Annotated in this window: 8 protein-coding genes; 7 read left to right on the forward strand and 1 reads right to left on the reverse strand. The window is 60.3% G+C overall.

Annotated elements, in window-relative coordinates:
* Positions 1-2,325: an outer membrane protein assembly factor BamA gene (gene bamA, locus KF814_14990; protein ID MBX3237453.1), complete on the reverse strand. Its 2,325-nt coding sequence runs from the start codon at positions 2,323-2,325 to the stop codon at positions 1-3.
* A 323-nt stretch (positions 2,326-2,648) separates the two neighbouring features.
* Here bamA and galU point away from each other — a divergent pair, with 323 nt between their 5' ends.
* From galU to KF814_15025, 7 genes are all read left to right on the forward strand, one after another.
* Positions 2,649-3,590, forward strand: a complete 942-nt coding sequence (gene galU, locus KF814_14995; protein MBX3237454.1) for a UTP--glucose-1-phosphate uridylyltransferase GalU — start codon at positions 2,649-2,651, stop codon at positions 3,588-3,590.
* A gap of 85 nt (positions 3,591-3,675) precedes the next feature.
* Positions 3,676-6,171: an endopeptidase La gene (gene lon / locus KF814_15000; GenBank protein ID MBX3237455.1), complete on the forward strand. Its 2,496-nt coding sequence runs from the start codon at positions 3,676-3,678 to the stop codon at positions 6,169-6,171.
* A 77-nt stretch (positions 6,172-6,248) separates the two neighbouring features.
* Complete coding sequence (gene thiL, locus KF814_15005; GenBank protein MBX3237456.1) at positions 6,249-7,301, forward strand: thiamine-phosphate kinase; 1,053 nt, start codon at positions 6,249-6,251, stop codon at positions 7,299-7,301.
* 25 nt (positions 7,302-7,326) lie between these two features.
* On the forward strand, positions 7,327-7,806 hold the full coding sequence (locus tag KF814_15010; GenBank protein ID MBX3237457.1) for a DUF2062 domain-containing protein: 480 nt from the start codon (positions 7,327-7,329) through the stop codon (positions 7,804-7,806).
* 14 nt (positions 7,807-7,820) lie between these two features.
* The gene (locus KF814_15015; protein MBX3237458.1) at positions 7,821-9,242 is read left to right on the forward strand and encodes an HD domain-containing protein; all 1,422 of its coding nucleotides are present in this window, start codon (positions 7,821-7,823) and stop codon (positions 9,240-9,242) included.
* Positions 9,243-9,472: 230 nt separating this feature from the next.
* Positions 9,473-12,235: a PAS domain S-box protein gene (locus KF814_15020; protein ID MBX3237459.1), complete on the forward strand. Its 2,763-nt coding sequence runs from the start codon at positions 9,473-9,475 to the stop codon at positions 12,233-12,235.
* A 160-nt stretch (positions 12,236-12,395) separates the two neighbouring features.
* Positions 12,396-14,846: a response regulator gene (locus tag KF814_15025; protein MBX3237460.1), complete on the forward strand. Its 2,451-nt coding sequence runs from the start codon at positions 12,396-12,398 to the stop codon at positions 14,844-14,846.
* Positions 14,847-14,848 lie beyond the last annotated feature (2 nt).

Genomic DNA, 14,848 nt, shown 5'->3' on the forward strand with positions numbered 1-14,848 from the left:
TCAGAACAGCGACCCGATCGTAAATTCAAACACGCCCCTCCGCTCGGTGGGGCGTGGTTCCAAATTGATGCCGTAGGCGGCCCGCAACGGACCGAACGGCGAAATCCAGCGCGCTTCGAACCCCACGGTTTTCCGAAGCTTGTTGAGACTGACGGTCTCGTGGTCGTCGAAACCGGTCCCATAGTCGAAAAAGAGGACCCCGTTGAGCTTGGCCTCGGAACTGATCGTAAAAATGAAGTCGTTGTTGAAGATCAGTTCCTTGGCGGAGCCCAGCAATGAGCCCGACGGCGTGACGGGCCCCGCTCGGCCGAACACGAATCCGCGCATCGTGTTGATGCCGCCGACAAAGAAACGCTCGGTCAACGGAATGGGTTTCCCCTCGAGCCCTTGCGTGAACCCATAGCGGGCATGGATGGAAAAGCGCGTGTCATAGAGCAACGGCGTGTACTTAATGACATCGAAGAACATCTTATAGAAGTGGTTCGTCCCCCCCAGCGCCGGTGTGCCGTAGTCGGCACCGATTTGCATCCGCCACCCGGTCCGCGGATCGAGGTAATAGTCGCGGGTGTCCCGGAAGATCGACGTCCGGATGCCGGTGGAGGACTGATTGCCGAGCTGGCGGCAAATCAAGGGAATGACGTCGGGGCAAAGCCCTTCCTGCGGGTCTCTGTAGGTAATCTGCTCCGCGAACAGGCTGACGCTGCCGTTCACATATTCGGACAACCACCGGCTCCAAGTTGCGCTGGCGCCCGCCTTGGATTCGAAATAGGAAATATAATTGGTAATGGTCCGATAGATGTCCAGCTGCAAGGCATTGTACGAATCGTTCACGTACGGATTGCGGAACGTCACCAACCCCAATGACCGTTGCTGGCCCAACTGCCCCCGGATACGCCCCAACCACCCGTTGCCGCCCAGATTGCCTTCCGTGATATCCGCGATCGCCACCAATTTGTCGAGCGTACTGAACCCGCCGCCGATGCTGAACTGTCCGGTCGGCTTTTCTTTCACCTTCACGTTCAAGTCGACCTTGTCGGCATCGACCTGCTGCGGCAAGATTTCGACGGTCTCGAAGAAGTTGAGGTTGTTCAAACGCTGGAAGCTTCGCTTCAAAGCCAGCGTGTCGATCACATCCTGCTCGTCCAGCCGGAGTTCCCGCCGGATCACGTTGTCGCGGGTCTTGTCATTGCCGTTGATGTGGATCTCGCGAATCCGCATCATCTCGCCTTCCTTGACGTTCAGCAGGATCGATGCGGTCTTGGTGTTGTTGTCTGGATTGACGTTCGGGACGACGTCCGCAAACGCATACCCTTTCGCTCCGTAGAGGTCGGTGATGCGGGTGATTTCACCGCGAATCTTGGCGCGCTGGAAGATCTCGCCCGGCTTGATCCCCAGTCCTTCCCGTAATTCGTGATCCTCAAAGACCGTATTGCCCCGGAACCCGATCTCGGCCACCGTGTAGGGTTCACCCTCGACGATCGTATAACTGACCTCGAACCACTTCTTGTCGTTGCTCAACTCGATCGCAGGCTGGCCGATCTGAACGTTCAAGTAGCCTTTGTTCAGATACACCTCCCGCATACGCTCGATGTCGTTGGCCACCTCTTCCCGTTTGAGCACCCCGGCATCCGACAGAATCGACGGAACCTTCAGCTGCGTGACCAGGCCATACCAGGGGATCCACTCGCGGGTGGCCATCACCTTGAACATTTCTTCCTTGGTCGCCGCCCGCATGCCGTCGAATTTTACCGCCCGCACCTTGGCCTTGGTCCCCTCCTTGATGAAGAAGGTCAGGCGTTTCCGGTCCTCATCGACGGTTTGAATAACCGGCACGACCTGGCAATTGAAATATCCGTCTTCCTGATAGGCCAGCCGGACCTTGTCCGCGCTTTCTTTCGCCTGCTGTTGATCGAGAAACGTCTGGCTCTTGATCGTAACTTTTTCTTTGAGCTTGTCGTCGCTGAGTTCCTCGTTCCCATCAAACACGATTTCGGTGATGAACGGCTTCTCGCGCACGACGAACATGATCGCGACGCCTTGAGGCCCCGGCTCGGTCTCGACCTGCACGTCTTCGAAGTAGCCCGTGTCATAGAGGATCTTGACTTGAGCGCGAAGCGCGTCCGCCGTGTACGGATCGTTCGCCTTCAGCGTCAGCCGGCCTTCGATGGCCTGCAGTTCGATACGCTTGTTGCCCTTGATCGTGACCGAGGCCACACGCGAAGCGCCCTCCTCCGCCAGCAACATGCTTGCCGCGCCGGCCGCGTAGAGCGCTACAATCGTCGATATAAGTATCAACACCCAGTGCGTGCGTCCCGTCTGTCCCACTACGATCCTTTTATTACGCGACGGGAATGCAGGCAATGATGGCCCAAGAGGTCGAGAGCGGAACCAAGGGACGAACGGCCGTCGTGCGTCGCGCGACGTTCAGCGCAACGTCCCGCCGCCGACTTCCGCCATCGAAGGCACCAGGGTGCCGTTCTGTGCGCAGCACAACCGCGAGTTCGAAAAGATTTCTAAAACTCCCGGATTATATTGACCACATTTTGCAATGTAAAGGAGTTTCCCCGCGCGGCAAGCGGCGAATACGACGCGGCGCGAGAGGGCGTGAAATCTTGACTTCATTCAGTTCATCACATACTATCCGGCGTATGGCACGTACAGACGTTCGGAAAGCTATCATCCCCGCAGCCGGTCTTGGCACACGATTTCTTCCCGCCACGAAAGCTTCTCCAAAAGAGATGCTGCCGTTGGTCGACAAGCCCCTCATTCAATATGTCGTCGAGGAAGCGGTCGCGTCGGGCATCGAAGACATCATCGTCATCACGGGGCGCGGCAAACGCGCCATCGAAGACCACTTCGACCGCTCGCTCGAACTGGAAGAAAATCTCAAAGGCAGCGGGAAGGCGCAGGTTCTCAACCAGATTCGGCACATTTCGAATCTCGCCAACTTTTGTTACGTCCGGCAATCGGAAGCGTTGGGCCTGGGGCATGCCGTCTTGTGCGCCCAACACCTGATCGGCGACGAACCCTTCGCCGTCATTCTCGGCGATGAAATCATCGACGCGCCGGTCCCCGGACTCGCCCAGCTCATCCACATTTACAAGAAACGCAAAGGCGCCGTGCTGGGCGTGCAGGAAGTTCCGCACCAGGAAGTGAGCCGATACGGCATCGTCTCCGCGCGACGAATGGGCACGGGCCTCCACCGTGTCAGCGACCTCGTTGAAAAACCGGCGCCCGCGGACGCACCGTCCAATCTCGCCGTCATCGGAAGGTACGTGTTGCCTCCGGAGATCTTCCCCATTCTGCGCAAGACCCCCCCGGGAAAAAACGGCGAGATCCAGCTGACCGACGCGCTCCGACAGCTCGTGCGGCAGGCCCCGATGTTCGCGCATGAGGTGCAGGGGCAGCGCCACGACGCGGGCGACAAGTTGGGCTTCCTGATCGCAACCGTCGAATTCGCACTCAAGAACCCGTCATTGGGGCCGGCGTTCGGCGACTATCTCCAACAGCGCCTTCGATCCTCGGTCGCCGAAAATCGCCGCAGGACAAACGGCCGGGCGAACCAGGCCCGGGAACGCGCCTCCAGTTAATTCCTCACGCGGATGGCCCACACTCAACGCGTTGTGGCCGCGCAACAGCGAACCCTAGACCTTCCACCCACGATACGGGAGTCTCATGGCTGAAGCATCTGAGCAGGAATTCTCGAGCAATCAGAACTTGGAACCGCCGGACCAACTCCCCTTGCTGCCCGTGCGGGACATCGTCGTGTTCCCCTACATGGTGCTGCCGCTGTTCGTCGGGCGCGAGATGTCGATCAAGGCGATCGAGGCCGCGCTGGCGGGCAACCGCATGATCTTCCTCGCTACCCAGAAATCGCTCGACGTCGAAAATCCTCAACCGGACGACATCCATGCCGTGGGCACCGTCGGCATCATCATGCGGATGCTGAAACTGCCCGACGAACGCATCAAGATCCTGGTGCAGGGTCTCGCCAAAGGCCGGATCGAGGAATACATCCAGAACGATCCTTATTACTCAGTGCGGATCGAGAAATTGGTTGAGACGAAACAGGCCGGGTCCACGCTCGAGACCGAGGCGGTCATGCGCACCGTCAAGGAGCAGATCGAACGGATCGTCAGCCTCGGCAAAGTGTTGATCCCCGACGTCATGGTCGTGATCGAGAACCTGGAGGACCCGGGACGCCTCGCCGACATGGTGGCCTCCAACCTCGGACTCAAGGTCGACGTGACGCAAGCCGTGCTCGAAATCGTCGATCCGATCCAGCGCCTTCGCCATGTCAGCGAAATTCTCGCGAAGGAAATCGAAGTCCTCTCCATGCAGCAAAAGATCCAGGCGCAAGCCAAGGGGGAGATGGACAAGACCCAGCGGGAATACTTCCTGCGCGAGCAGCTCAAGGCGATCCAAAAGGAACTCGGCGAGTTGGACGAACGGGCCGAAGAGGTCGCGGAATTTCGCAAGCGCATCAAAGACGCGAAGATGCCCGAGAAGGTCCTCAAGGAAACCGAGAAACAACTCAAGCGCCTTGAAAAGATGCACCCCGATACGGCGGAATCCGCCACGGTCCGGACCTATCTGGAATGGATGGTCGAGCTTCCCTGGGCCAAGAAGTCCAAGGACAACCTCGATCTGAAAGCCGCCATGAAGGTTCTGAACGAGGACCATTACGATCTCGAAAAGGTCAAGGAACGGATCATCGAGTACCTCGCCGTCCGCAAGCTCAAAGAAAAGATGAAGGGTCCGATCCTCTGTTTCGTCGGACCTCCCGGCGTCGGGAAAACTTCGTTGGGCAAATCAATCGCCCGCGCCCTCGGCCGCGAATTCGTTCGTATCAGCCTGGGCGGCGTCCGAGATGAGGCGGAGATCCGAGGCCACCGGCGGACCTACGTCGGCGCCCTGCCCGGCCGCATCATTCAAGGAATGAAACAAGCCGGGACGAACAACCCCGTTTTCATGCTGGACGAAGTCGACAAGGTCGGCATGGACTTCCGTGGCGATCCCTCGGCGGCCCTGCTCGAGGTCCTGGACCCCGAACAAAACAACACCTTCACCGACCACTACCTGGGCGTGCCGTTCGACTTGACCGAAGTGATGTTCGTGACGACGGCCAACCTGATCGATCCCATCCTGCCCGCCCTGCGGGATCGAATGGAGGTCATCGATATCCCGGGCTATACGGAGGAAGAGAAACTCGGCATCGCGCAAAAGTATCTGATTCCCCGCCAGATGAACGAACACGGTATCACGGAAAAGCACGTGCGCATCGGCGAACCGGCCATCCGGCAAGTCGTGACGCATTACACCCGCGAGGCCGGTGTACGGAACCTGGAACGCGAAATCGCCAACCTCATGCGGAAGGTGGCCAAGAAAGTCGCCGAAGGGAAGACGCAGTGCCAGATCATTGATGAGTCCAATCTGCACAAGTTCCTCGGCGTGCCCAAATACGTGCCCGAAGCCGAACTCGAAAAGGACGAGATCGGGGTCGCCACGGGTCTCGCTTGGACAGAAAGCGGCGGTGACGTGCTGTACATCGAGGCTACGGTCATGAAGGGCAAAGGACAGCTCACGCTCACCGGACATTTGGGTGACGTGATGAAGGAATCCGCCCAGGCGGCATTGAGCTATGTCCGGTCCCGCGAGAAGACGCTGGGCATCAATCCGGACATGTTCGCCAAGAACGATATCCATATCCACGTGCCGGCCGGTGCCATTCCGAAGGACGGACCTTCGGCCGGCATCACAATGGCCACCGCCATTGCGTCGGCGCTGGCTCAGATTCCCACCCGGCGGGACCTGGCCATGACCGGTGAGATCACGCTGCGCGGTCGAGTCCTGCCGATCGGCGGTCTGAAGGAGAAGATCCTCGCGGCCAAACGCGCGAAACTTTCGACGGTCGTACTCCCGAAACGCAATAAGAAGGACCTAGAGGAAATCCCGAAGCACTTGCTGAAGGGAATCGACCTCTGCTTCGTCGATACCATGGACGACGTCATTCACGCCGCATTGCGCCGGACTCCGTCCGGCAAAGCCAATGCCGCCACACCGAAGGGCGCGAGAGAGAAGGCCGCCCGTGCCGGCAAATCCAAGCGCGGTGCGGTCCCGGCTCGCCGAGGTATGCAGATGCCTGCGGCATCGCCGTCCCTCTCGCACTGAGACGACCACGATGACGGGCGCGTGCGAATGGAACGGGCCGCGTCGGATACAGGACGCGGGCCGTAGGACCAGCTGATATGCCGGCTCGCGCCGCCCGTCCATCATCACCCCTGGCCAGCGAATTCGCTCTCATCCGCTCCCTGCAGCGGCACTACGCGCGTGCGGATCGCGATATCGTACGGGGAATCGGCGACGACACAGCCGTACTCCGCTGCTCCTCCGCCAACCAGCTGTTGATCACGACGGATCTCCTGGCGGAAGGCGTGCACTTTGATCTCCGCTCCTCATCCTTGGAAGACATCGGCTACCGCGCCGCCATGGCCAACCTGAGCGACATCGCCGCCATGGGCGGCATCCCTCGGTTTCTCCTGGTCGCCCTCGCTATCCCATCGACCTGCTCGGGTGCGCAGATCCGCCGTCTTTACCGAGGCATGATGCAAGCAGCCACCCCCCACAGGGTCCGCCTCATCGGCGGGGATACGTCCTCCTCCCGGCAGGGACTGTTCCTCAGTATTACGTTGACCGGCACGGCACGTCCGGGTCGAGCGCTGCTGCGATCAGGCGCCAGCGCCGGAGACTTTCTCTACGTCACGGGGACGATCGGAGATTCCCATGCCGGCCTGAGCCTCCTCGGCGCGCACGGTTCGCTTCGGCAAACGCTCCGCCAGTCCGACGTCCGGTTTCTGCTGCGTCGGCACCATCGCCCGACCGCACGGGTCGCCGAAGGGCAATGGCTTGCGTCCCATTCCCTGGCCTCGTCAGCCATCGACCTCTCGGACGGATTGAGCGGCGATGTGCGTCACATTTGCGAGGAGAGCGGCGTCGGTGTCGCCGTACAGGCTACGGCGCTTCCTGTCTCACCGGCTTGTCGTGCGTTCGCGCGGGCAGCCGGGTTGGTGCCGGAAGAGGTGGCCCTCACGGGGGGCGAAGACTATGAATTGTTGTTCACCGTGCCCCGCGGGAAGCATGCACGTTTCAAGAGGTTGGCGGCAGGGACGGCCTTCCGCTTTACCTGCATCGGTGAAATGACAACCATGCGTGAAGGTCTGCGCCTCCACGCGTCTACCGGCGAGCGCCTGCCGCTGCCGGCCTTGAGTTACGAACACTTCTCGAGACCGTCCACGACCTGAGTGGACCAACGAAATCGGCGCACTAGTGGCGGACGTTCGCTCACTCTTTCGACAACTGCTGCATCTGGATGAATCCCCGCATCGTACGGCCCTCGCCTTCGCGATCGGCGCCTTCATCGCATTTTCGCCGACCTACGGCTTGCACATGATCATGGTCGGGTTCTGCACCTGGGCGTTTCGCCTGAATGTAGTCGCCTTGCTGGCCGGAGCCTTCATCAACAACCCCTGGACCCTGATTCCCATCCTTGGCGCAACCTACTGGACGGGAGCCGTCATCCTCGGCCGCTCGGAGGTCCCGTCCTTCGAATGGCACGACTTGAGTTTCATGGGCATTTACCATCAAGTGAGTCCGCATGCCTGGCCATTTTTTCTGGGCGGTACCATCCTCAGCATCCTCGGCGGCCTCTGTTCCTACCCCCTGGCCTATTGGCTGATCCGCCGTTACCGCAAAGCCAGACAGTCGACCCTCCACACGCCATTGCCCCCTTCTCGCAACCTGGGCTAAGATCCCCACAGGCTATGAAACTTCCTCCCGCACAACCTCCCGCTCCCTACGACGGGTCGGCCTTGATTGCCGATCCAATCCATGAATATGTCTCATTCACGGTCCCCTTTGCGACGCCGGACCCGACGGAACGGACGGAAAAGGATCTGATCGATTCCCCCTGGGTCCAACGCTTGCGCTACATCTACCAGTTGCAGAGCGCGCGCTGGGTCTATCCGTCCGCCGAACATACGCGATTCGTGCACTCGCTGGGCACGATGCACGTGGCCGGACGTTTTGCCCGGCACCTCTACCCGTTCCTCAAGAAAGCGGCGCCCGATACGCCCTCGGCGGCGTTTGTGGAAGAGTTCCTGCGCATTACCGCGCTGGTCCATGACATCGGCCACGGGCCGTTTTGTCATTTCTTCGACGACAATTTTCTTCACGGCTTCGGCTTGTCCCACGAGAAACTTGGACAGATCATCGTGCGCGACCATCTTGGTCCCATCATCCGCAAGCTCCGTCGTAGCCCCTCCGGTCCCTTCGACCGCGGCGAAGAGTTGAACCCGGATCTCATTGCGCACGTCATCCTCAAGGAGAAGGGCAAGGACAACTCTCGCATTCCGCGCTGGATCAACATGCTCCAGCCGGTGATCTCGGGAAGCTATACGGCGGATAACCTGGACTATGTCCTACGCGATTCCTATATGTGCGGGGTGGCCGTCGGCCCGGTGGATCTCACGCGGCTGATCCACTACACGATCATCACCGGCAAGGGCTTCACGATTCACAAGACGGGCCTCCCGGCGTTACAGATGTTCCTCAACACCCGGATGTATCTCTACTCGAACGTCTACTATCACCGGACGACAAGAGCCATCGACATCCACCTGCGGGACATCTTCGGTGAGACGATGAAACTCCTCTTTCCCGGCGATCCGCGGAAACGAATGGGCGACTACTTGACGCTGACCGACTGGTCGCTGCTCGAAGAGGTGCGGAACTGGAAACGCGCGGGCCGCGGCATCAAACGGCGGCTGCATCAGGAATGGTCGCGCATCCTGCATCGGGACGTAAAATGGAAGATGGCCTACAGCACGGTTCTGAAGGAGAAGGGGAAAGAGCGCGGGCTCGACTTTCCCAGCCATGAACAGTTCCAGCAACAGATCCAAAAGGAACTGCCCCCTTCTCTCCGCAACGTGCAGTTCCGGGTCGACATGGCGCCGCTTGACCCACGCCCGGACCCGAAAGACACCCGAGGCATTCCACTGTTCGTCTACGACCCCGGGACCACGGGCGTCTCCACAGAACCATTGGAGGAATTCTTAGACCTCCTCCCCACCAGGCTCGTACAATTCCGCCTGTACGCGCTGGACCATGACCAGGATGCCGCGCTGTCTCGTGCCGCCGCCACGGTCCTCAATAAGACTCCTTCGAGCCTCGAAACGAACTTCTAGCTCCCCAAGCCAATCTTGCGGCGCCGGACAAAATCTGACAGGCCCTAGGATTTGTACTAAGTACTAATATCTCTAACTCAGCCGCAAAATCCCCTACATAATGCTCGCGCATAATTGGTACGATAGGCACGCTTGGCGATGCGCCGGCAACTTTTCATCTCGTGCCTCAAGCACCCGAGCCCGACGGCAAGATACGCCATCCGGGTGGGCATCTCCGCCAAGGAGGACGGATGATGGACCATCCATCGACCGTAGGCGACCGGTGGGCCTTCACTCCATCGATCCGACTCGGATATGCGGCGATCATCGCCCTGATCGCCGCTATCTTTCTGTTGGACGGGTTCACACCGCTCGGGATCCCCATCTGGGTCCTGTATCTTGTTCCACTGGCACTCGCGTCCCGGCGGGGAGCCGATAGCAACACCTACGTGGTTGCGGGAACCTGTGCCTTCCTGACCGCATTGGGCTTCGTCATTTCTCCTCAAATCGGGGGCGTTCCGCTTTGGGTCCCGATCATCAATCGCGCGCTGTTTTCCTTACTCCTTCCCTTGCTCGCCTTCCTGATCACCCGCCATCAGAAGCTCACGCAGGAATTGATCGCCCATGCTGCGCTGCAAGTCGAACACAGGGCGCTCCAAGCGCAGGAATCCGCCCTTCAAAAAGCCGCGGCCGACATTCAAGACCTATACGACCACGCTCCCTGCGGGTACCACTCCCTCGATGCCCAGACTAAGATCATATCGATCAACCAAACAGAGCTCGACTGGCTCGGCTATAGTCGGGAAGAACTAGTCGGCAAAATCTGTTTCCTCGATTTGGTCACTCCCGCCTCTGCCCGCATCATTCAACAGCGGTTCCCTCGCTTTATCGAGGACGGGTTGATCCAGGATGTGGAACTCGAGCTCGTTCGCAAGAACGGAACGATCCTTCCCGTCCTCCTCAGCGGCACAGCCATCAAAAATTCCGAAGGCCGCTTCATCGCCAGCCGGTCGATCCTCATCGACAACACCGCGCGCAGGGCAGCCGAAACTGTGCTACGGCGCAGCCACGAGGCACTCGAGGCGACCGTCGCCGAGCGAGCGGCCGAACTCGTAACCGTCAATGATCGGCTGGAGACTGAGTTGCGGCAAGGACGGGCCATGGCGGAGATTCTACGAGTCAGCGAGGCCCGCTTCCGCGAACTCGTCGAATCGCTGCCGCAACTCATTTGGACTGCTCAATCCGACGGGCTCTGCGACTACTTGAGCCCGCAGTGGATTCGCTATACCGGCTTGGCCGCCACCGGCCTGTTGGGATCAGGTCTAACCGACGCGGTGCACCCGGACGACCGCCGGACTGTCTCGGAGAGTTGGGCCGCCGCAGTGGCCAGAGGGAAGCCCTTTGAGGGGGAATGTCGTCTGAGGGGCGCCGATGGCTGCTACCGCTGGTTTCACACGAAGGCAGTCCCCCTGCACGATGGAACAGGCTCCGTCGCGAAATGGCTCGGCAGCAGCACCGACATCGACGATCGGAAACGCGGCGAAGCCAACCAGGCTAGGCTGGCCGCCATCGTGGAATCCTCATCCGACGCCATCATCAGCACCACTCTGGACGACCATATCCTAACCTGGAACCAAGCGGCGGAGCGCATGTTCGGATACCGCACGGAGGAGGTGCTCGGCCGGTCCGCTTCAGTGATAGTTCCTGCCCAACACCGCGACCACATCACGACCGTCATTGAGCAGGTGAAGATGGGGGCGCAGATCAGCCAACTCGAAACCCAGCGCCAGCGCCGAGACGGAGAGGGCCTTGAGGTGTCCTTGGCCATCTCTCCCATCAAAGATGCGGATGGCCGGCTGCTTGGCATCTCCACGATCGCACGTGATATTACCGAGCGGAAACGAACCGAGCGGGAACTGACGCAGCTCCGTCGGCTGATCGAGCTGTCCCACGATCCCATCTTCGCCTGGGATCTGCATCAGGGCATCGTGGAATGGAACCGCGGCTGCGAACTCCTTTACGGCTACAGCAAGGCGGAAGCCGTCGGCTGCCCCAGCCCTGTGCTGCTGCGATCCATCTTTCCTCAGCCGTTGGACGAGATAGTCGCCACCATGGAACGCACCGGCGAATGGACCGGCGAGATCCGACAACGGACCAAGGACGGACGTGAGGTGATCGTGGAGAGCCGTCTGAGCTTGCGGCACACCGACGACCGCAGCCTGATCCTCGAAACCAGCCGCGATATCACCGAACAACGACAGGCCGAACTGACGATTCTTCGCAAGAACAAGGACCTGGAAACCCTGCTGTTCGTCACCTCCCACGACTTGAAAGAGCCGCTGCGAGCCATTGAGAGCTTCTCTCTGCTGCTGGAGGAACGATACGCCGACCGACTCGACGACAAGGGACGCGATTTTCTTCGGCGCACCATCCGGGCGACGCAACGGCTGGATCAGCTGCTCACCGACATCCTCAACCTCTCGCGAGCCCAACGCATGGACGTACCCGCGCAAGACGTGGAGGCCGAAGCCCTCGTCAAGGAGGTCCTTCGCCAGCTCGAACCCCGAATCAAGGAGACCCGGGCTCGAATCGTGATCCGATCGCCGTTGCCCCGACTCCGGGTCAATCCGACTTGGGCCACGCAAGGGCTCTATAACCTGATCGCGAATGCCTTGAAGTTTTCCCGCCCCGGCGAGTCTCCCGACATCGAAATCGCCGCCTATGAAAGCGAAGGAAATGCCGAAGAAAAGATGCGAGGCTTGGTCGTCAGCGATCGCGGTCCCGGTATACCCTCAGAGCATCGGGAAAGAATCTTCCAGTTGTTTGCCCGCATTGTCGGCCGAGAGGTGGAGGGTACGGGGGCGGGCCTCGCGATCGTTCGTCAGGTTGCGGAACGGCACGGTGGGCGGGCTTGGGTGGAAGACCGTCAGGGTGGCGGATCGAATTTCATCATGACCTTCGCCCAATCGAACCCGGAGAGCGAGACGCTGCGACAGGCGGAGGCTGCAGGATGACGGCCGATCCCTGGCTCTCCCGATCAACCAATCCAGCTCTCAACAATCCGATGACGACGCCAAGCGACCGTGTCGGTCATTTTTATCGGTCACCGCCCCGAACGACCATTTCAGTTCAAACGGCGGCGACTCCCCTACACAAGCCCTTTCTTGGTGACGTATGCATGTGCTGCTGATAGAGGATAACGAGGACGACGCGCGACTGATCCAAGAAGCCCTATCCGAACACTCGCCCTACTTTTTCACGTTGGATTGGGTCGACCGGCTCGACGCCGCCTTTCTCCGGCTGCAACACAAGGCCGCCGACGCCATCCTGCTCGACCTGTCGCTCCCCGATAGTCGCGGTCTCGCCACCCTGGACAAAGTCAGGGCCCAAGTAGCCGAGGCGCCCGTCGTCGTCCTCACCGGTCTGGACGATGAAGTCGTCGCCGAGGAAGCCCTGCGTCATGGCGCACAGGACTACCTGGTCAAGGGCCGCTTCAACGGCGACTCACTGCGACGCTCGATCAGATACGCGCTGGGAAGACACCAGGTCGAACAGGCCCTTCGCAAAAGCGAGGAGCAGTTTCAATTGGTCTGCCTGGCCACGCGGGACGTGATCTGGGACTGGGACATCGAAACGGATACATCCCAGAGGAACGAGGCATACGAAACCGAATTCGGCTACGACCAGCGGACGCAGCACAACGGGTGGTCCGTCTGGTCGGAGCGACTGCATCCGGACGACCGGCCCGGCATCGTGGCGGACATGACGAAGATCCTGCGTTCAGGCCAACATATCTGGAGCGGCGAATATCGGTTCCGCCGGGCGGACGGGACCTATGCGTACGTGATCGATCGCGCCTACGTCGTCCGGAAGCCCGACGGCACGCCCCGCCGCATGATCGGCGCGATGACGGATATTACGGAGCGCCATCAGGCCGCCACGTTGACTGCCACTCAAGTAGCAATCTCGTTCGCGCTCGAGGAGGCCGTGTCCTTGAGCGAAGCGGTCCCCAAGATCATTCGTGCGGTCTGCGAACTCAAAGGGTGGGCACTCGGTGCGTTTTGGGTGGTCAACACGAAGACGAAGGTCTTGCGCTGCAACGCCCTTTGGCATCAGGCGGAGTTTCAGGCGGAGGAGTTTGCGGTCCTGTATCGGTCGCTCTCTCTGACGCCGGGGATGGGCTTGGCAGGACAGGTGTTGAAATCAGGGAATGCCCTGCTGACGGCGGATATTTTAAGCGACCCCACCTTTCCAGCAGCAAACGAAGCGAAGCGGATCGGCCTACGCGGGGGGATCGCCTTCCCTATCCATAAGGGCAATGATATTCTCGGCATCATGGAATTCCTGACGCAAGACGTCCTCCACCCGACCGACAACACCCTGCACGTGGTCTCCGACCTCGGCGATAAAGTCAGCCAGTTTCTGGAACAGAAAGACCTGGAGCGGCAATTGCGTCAGGCCCAAAAAATGGACGCTCTCGGCCGAATGGCGGGTGGCATCGCGCATGACTTCAATAATTTGCTCACGGTCATCAACAGTTGGAGCGAGTTGTTGCTTGCCGATCCCAACGCAGACCCTCGCGCGCGACGCGGTCTCCTGCAGATTCGCGACGCCGGAACAAAAGCGGCGGGCCTGACGCGCCAACTCCTGGCCTTTACCCGCCATCAAGTCACCATGACGCAGGTCCTGAATCTCAATGACCGTGTGACGGATATCGTCGAACTGATGCGGCGCGTGATCGGCGAAGACATCGACCTGGTCGTGACGCTGGACCCAACGCTGGGCATGATCGAGGCCGACCCAGGCCAGATCGAACAGGTCGTCATGAACCTGGTGGTGAACGCCCGCGATGCCATGCCGAAGGGCGGACGGCTCGATCTTCAGACAAAGGAGGTCGAGATTTCCGGACCCGATCCATCCTGGCACGATCCGCTACAGCCAGGCGCCTACGTGACGCTGTCGGTTCGGGACAACGGCTGCGGGATGGATGCGGAGACGATGTCGCACATCTTCGAGCCGTTCTACACGACGAAGGATCTGGGCAAAGGCACCGGGCTCGGCCTCTCGACGGTCTATGGGATCGTCAAGCAGGGAGGCGGCACGATCGGCGTGCAGAGCGAACCGGGGATCGGCACCACCTTCACGATTTACCTGCCAAGAGTGGTCAAAGAGCCGGCAGCCTTGCCGCGTCCGAAACCGGAACCCGAGCGTGCGAGCACCGGGGGGACGATCCTGCTCATCGAGGACGACGATATGGTCCGGACGCTCGCCCAGTCCGTGCTCGCCGACCAGCGATATTCGGTCATTTCAGCCCGCAACGCGGAAGAAGCCCTCTCCATCTCCCGCCGGCCGGATACAAACATCGCGCTGCTGGTGACGGATGTCACCATGCCCGGCACGGTCGGTACAGCCTTGGCGACGGAAATCACCGCCTCACGGCCGGACGTGAAGGTGATCATTACATCGGGTGATGGAAACCGGAACCCCGAGGTTGAGACGACTTTCGGAAGCCGGGTCACTTTTCTCGAGAAGCCCTATACGCCCGACTCGCTGATGCGCGCGGTGCGGGAGGCTCTTGAGCCTCCCGCCGAGATGCCGAGGACATCGTCGCGCACACTCACCTGAGC

This window comes from Nitrospiraceae bacterium, from assembly GCA_019637075.1.
Lineage (GTDB): Bacteria > Nitrospirota > Nitrospiria > Nitrospirales > Nitrospiraceae > JAHBWI01.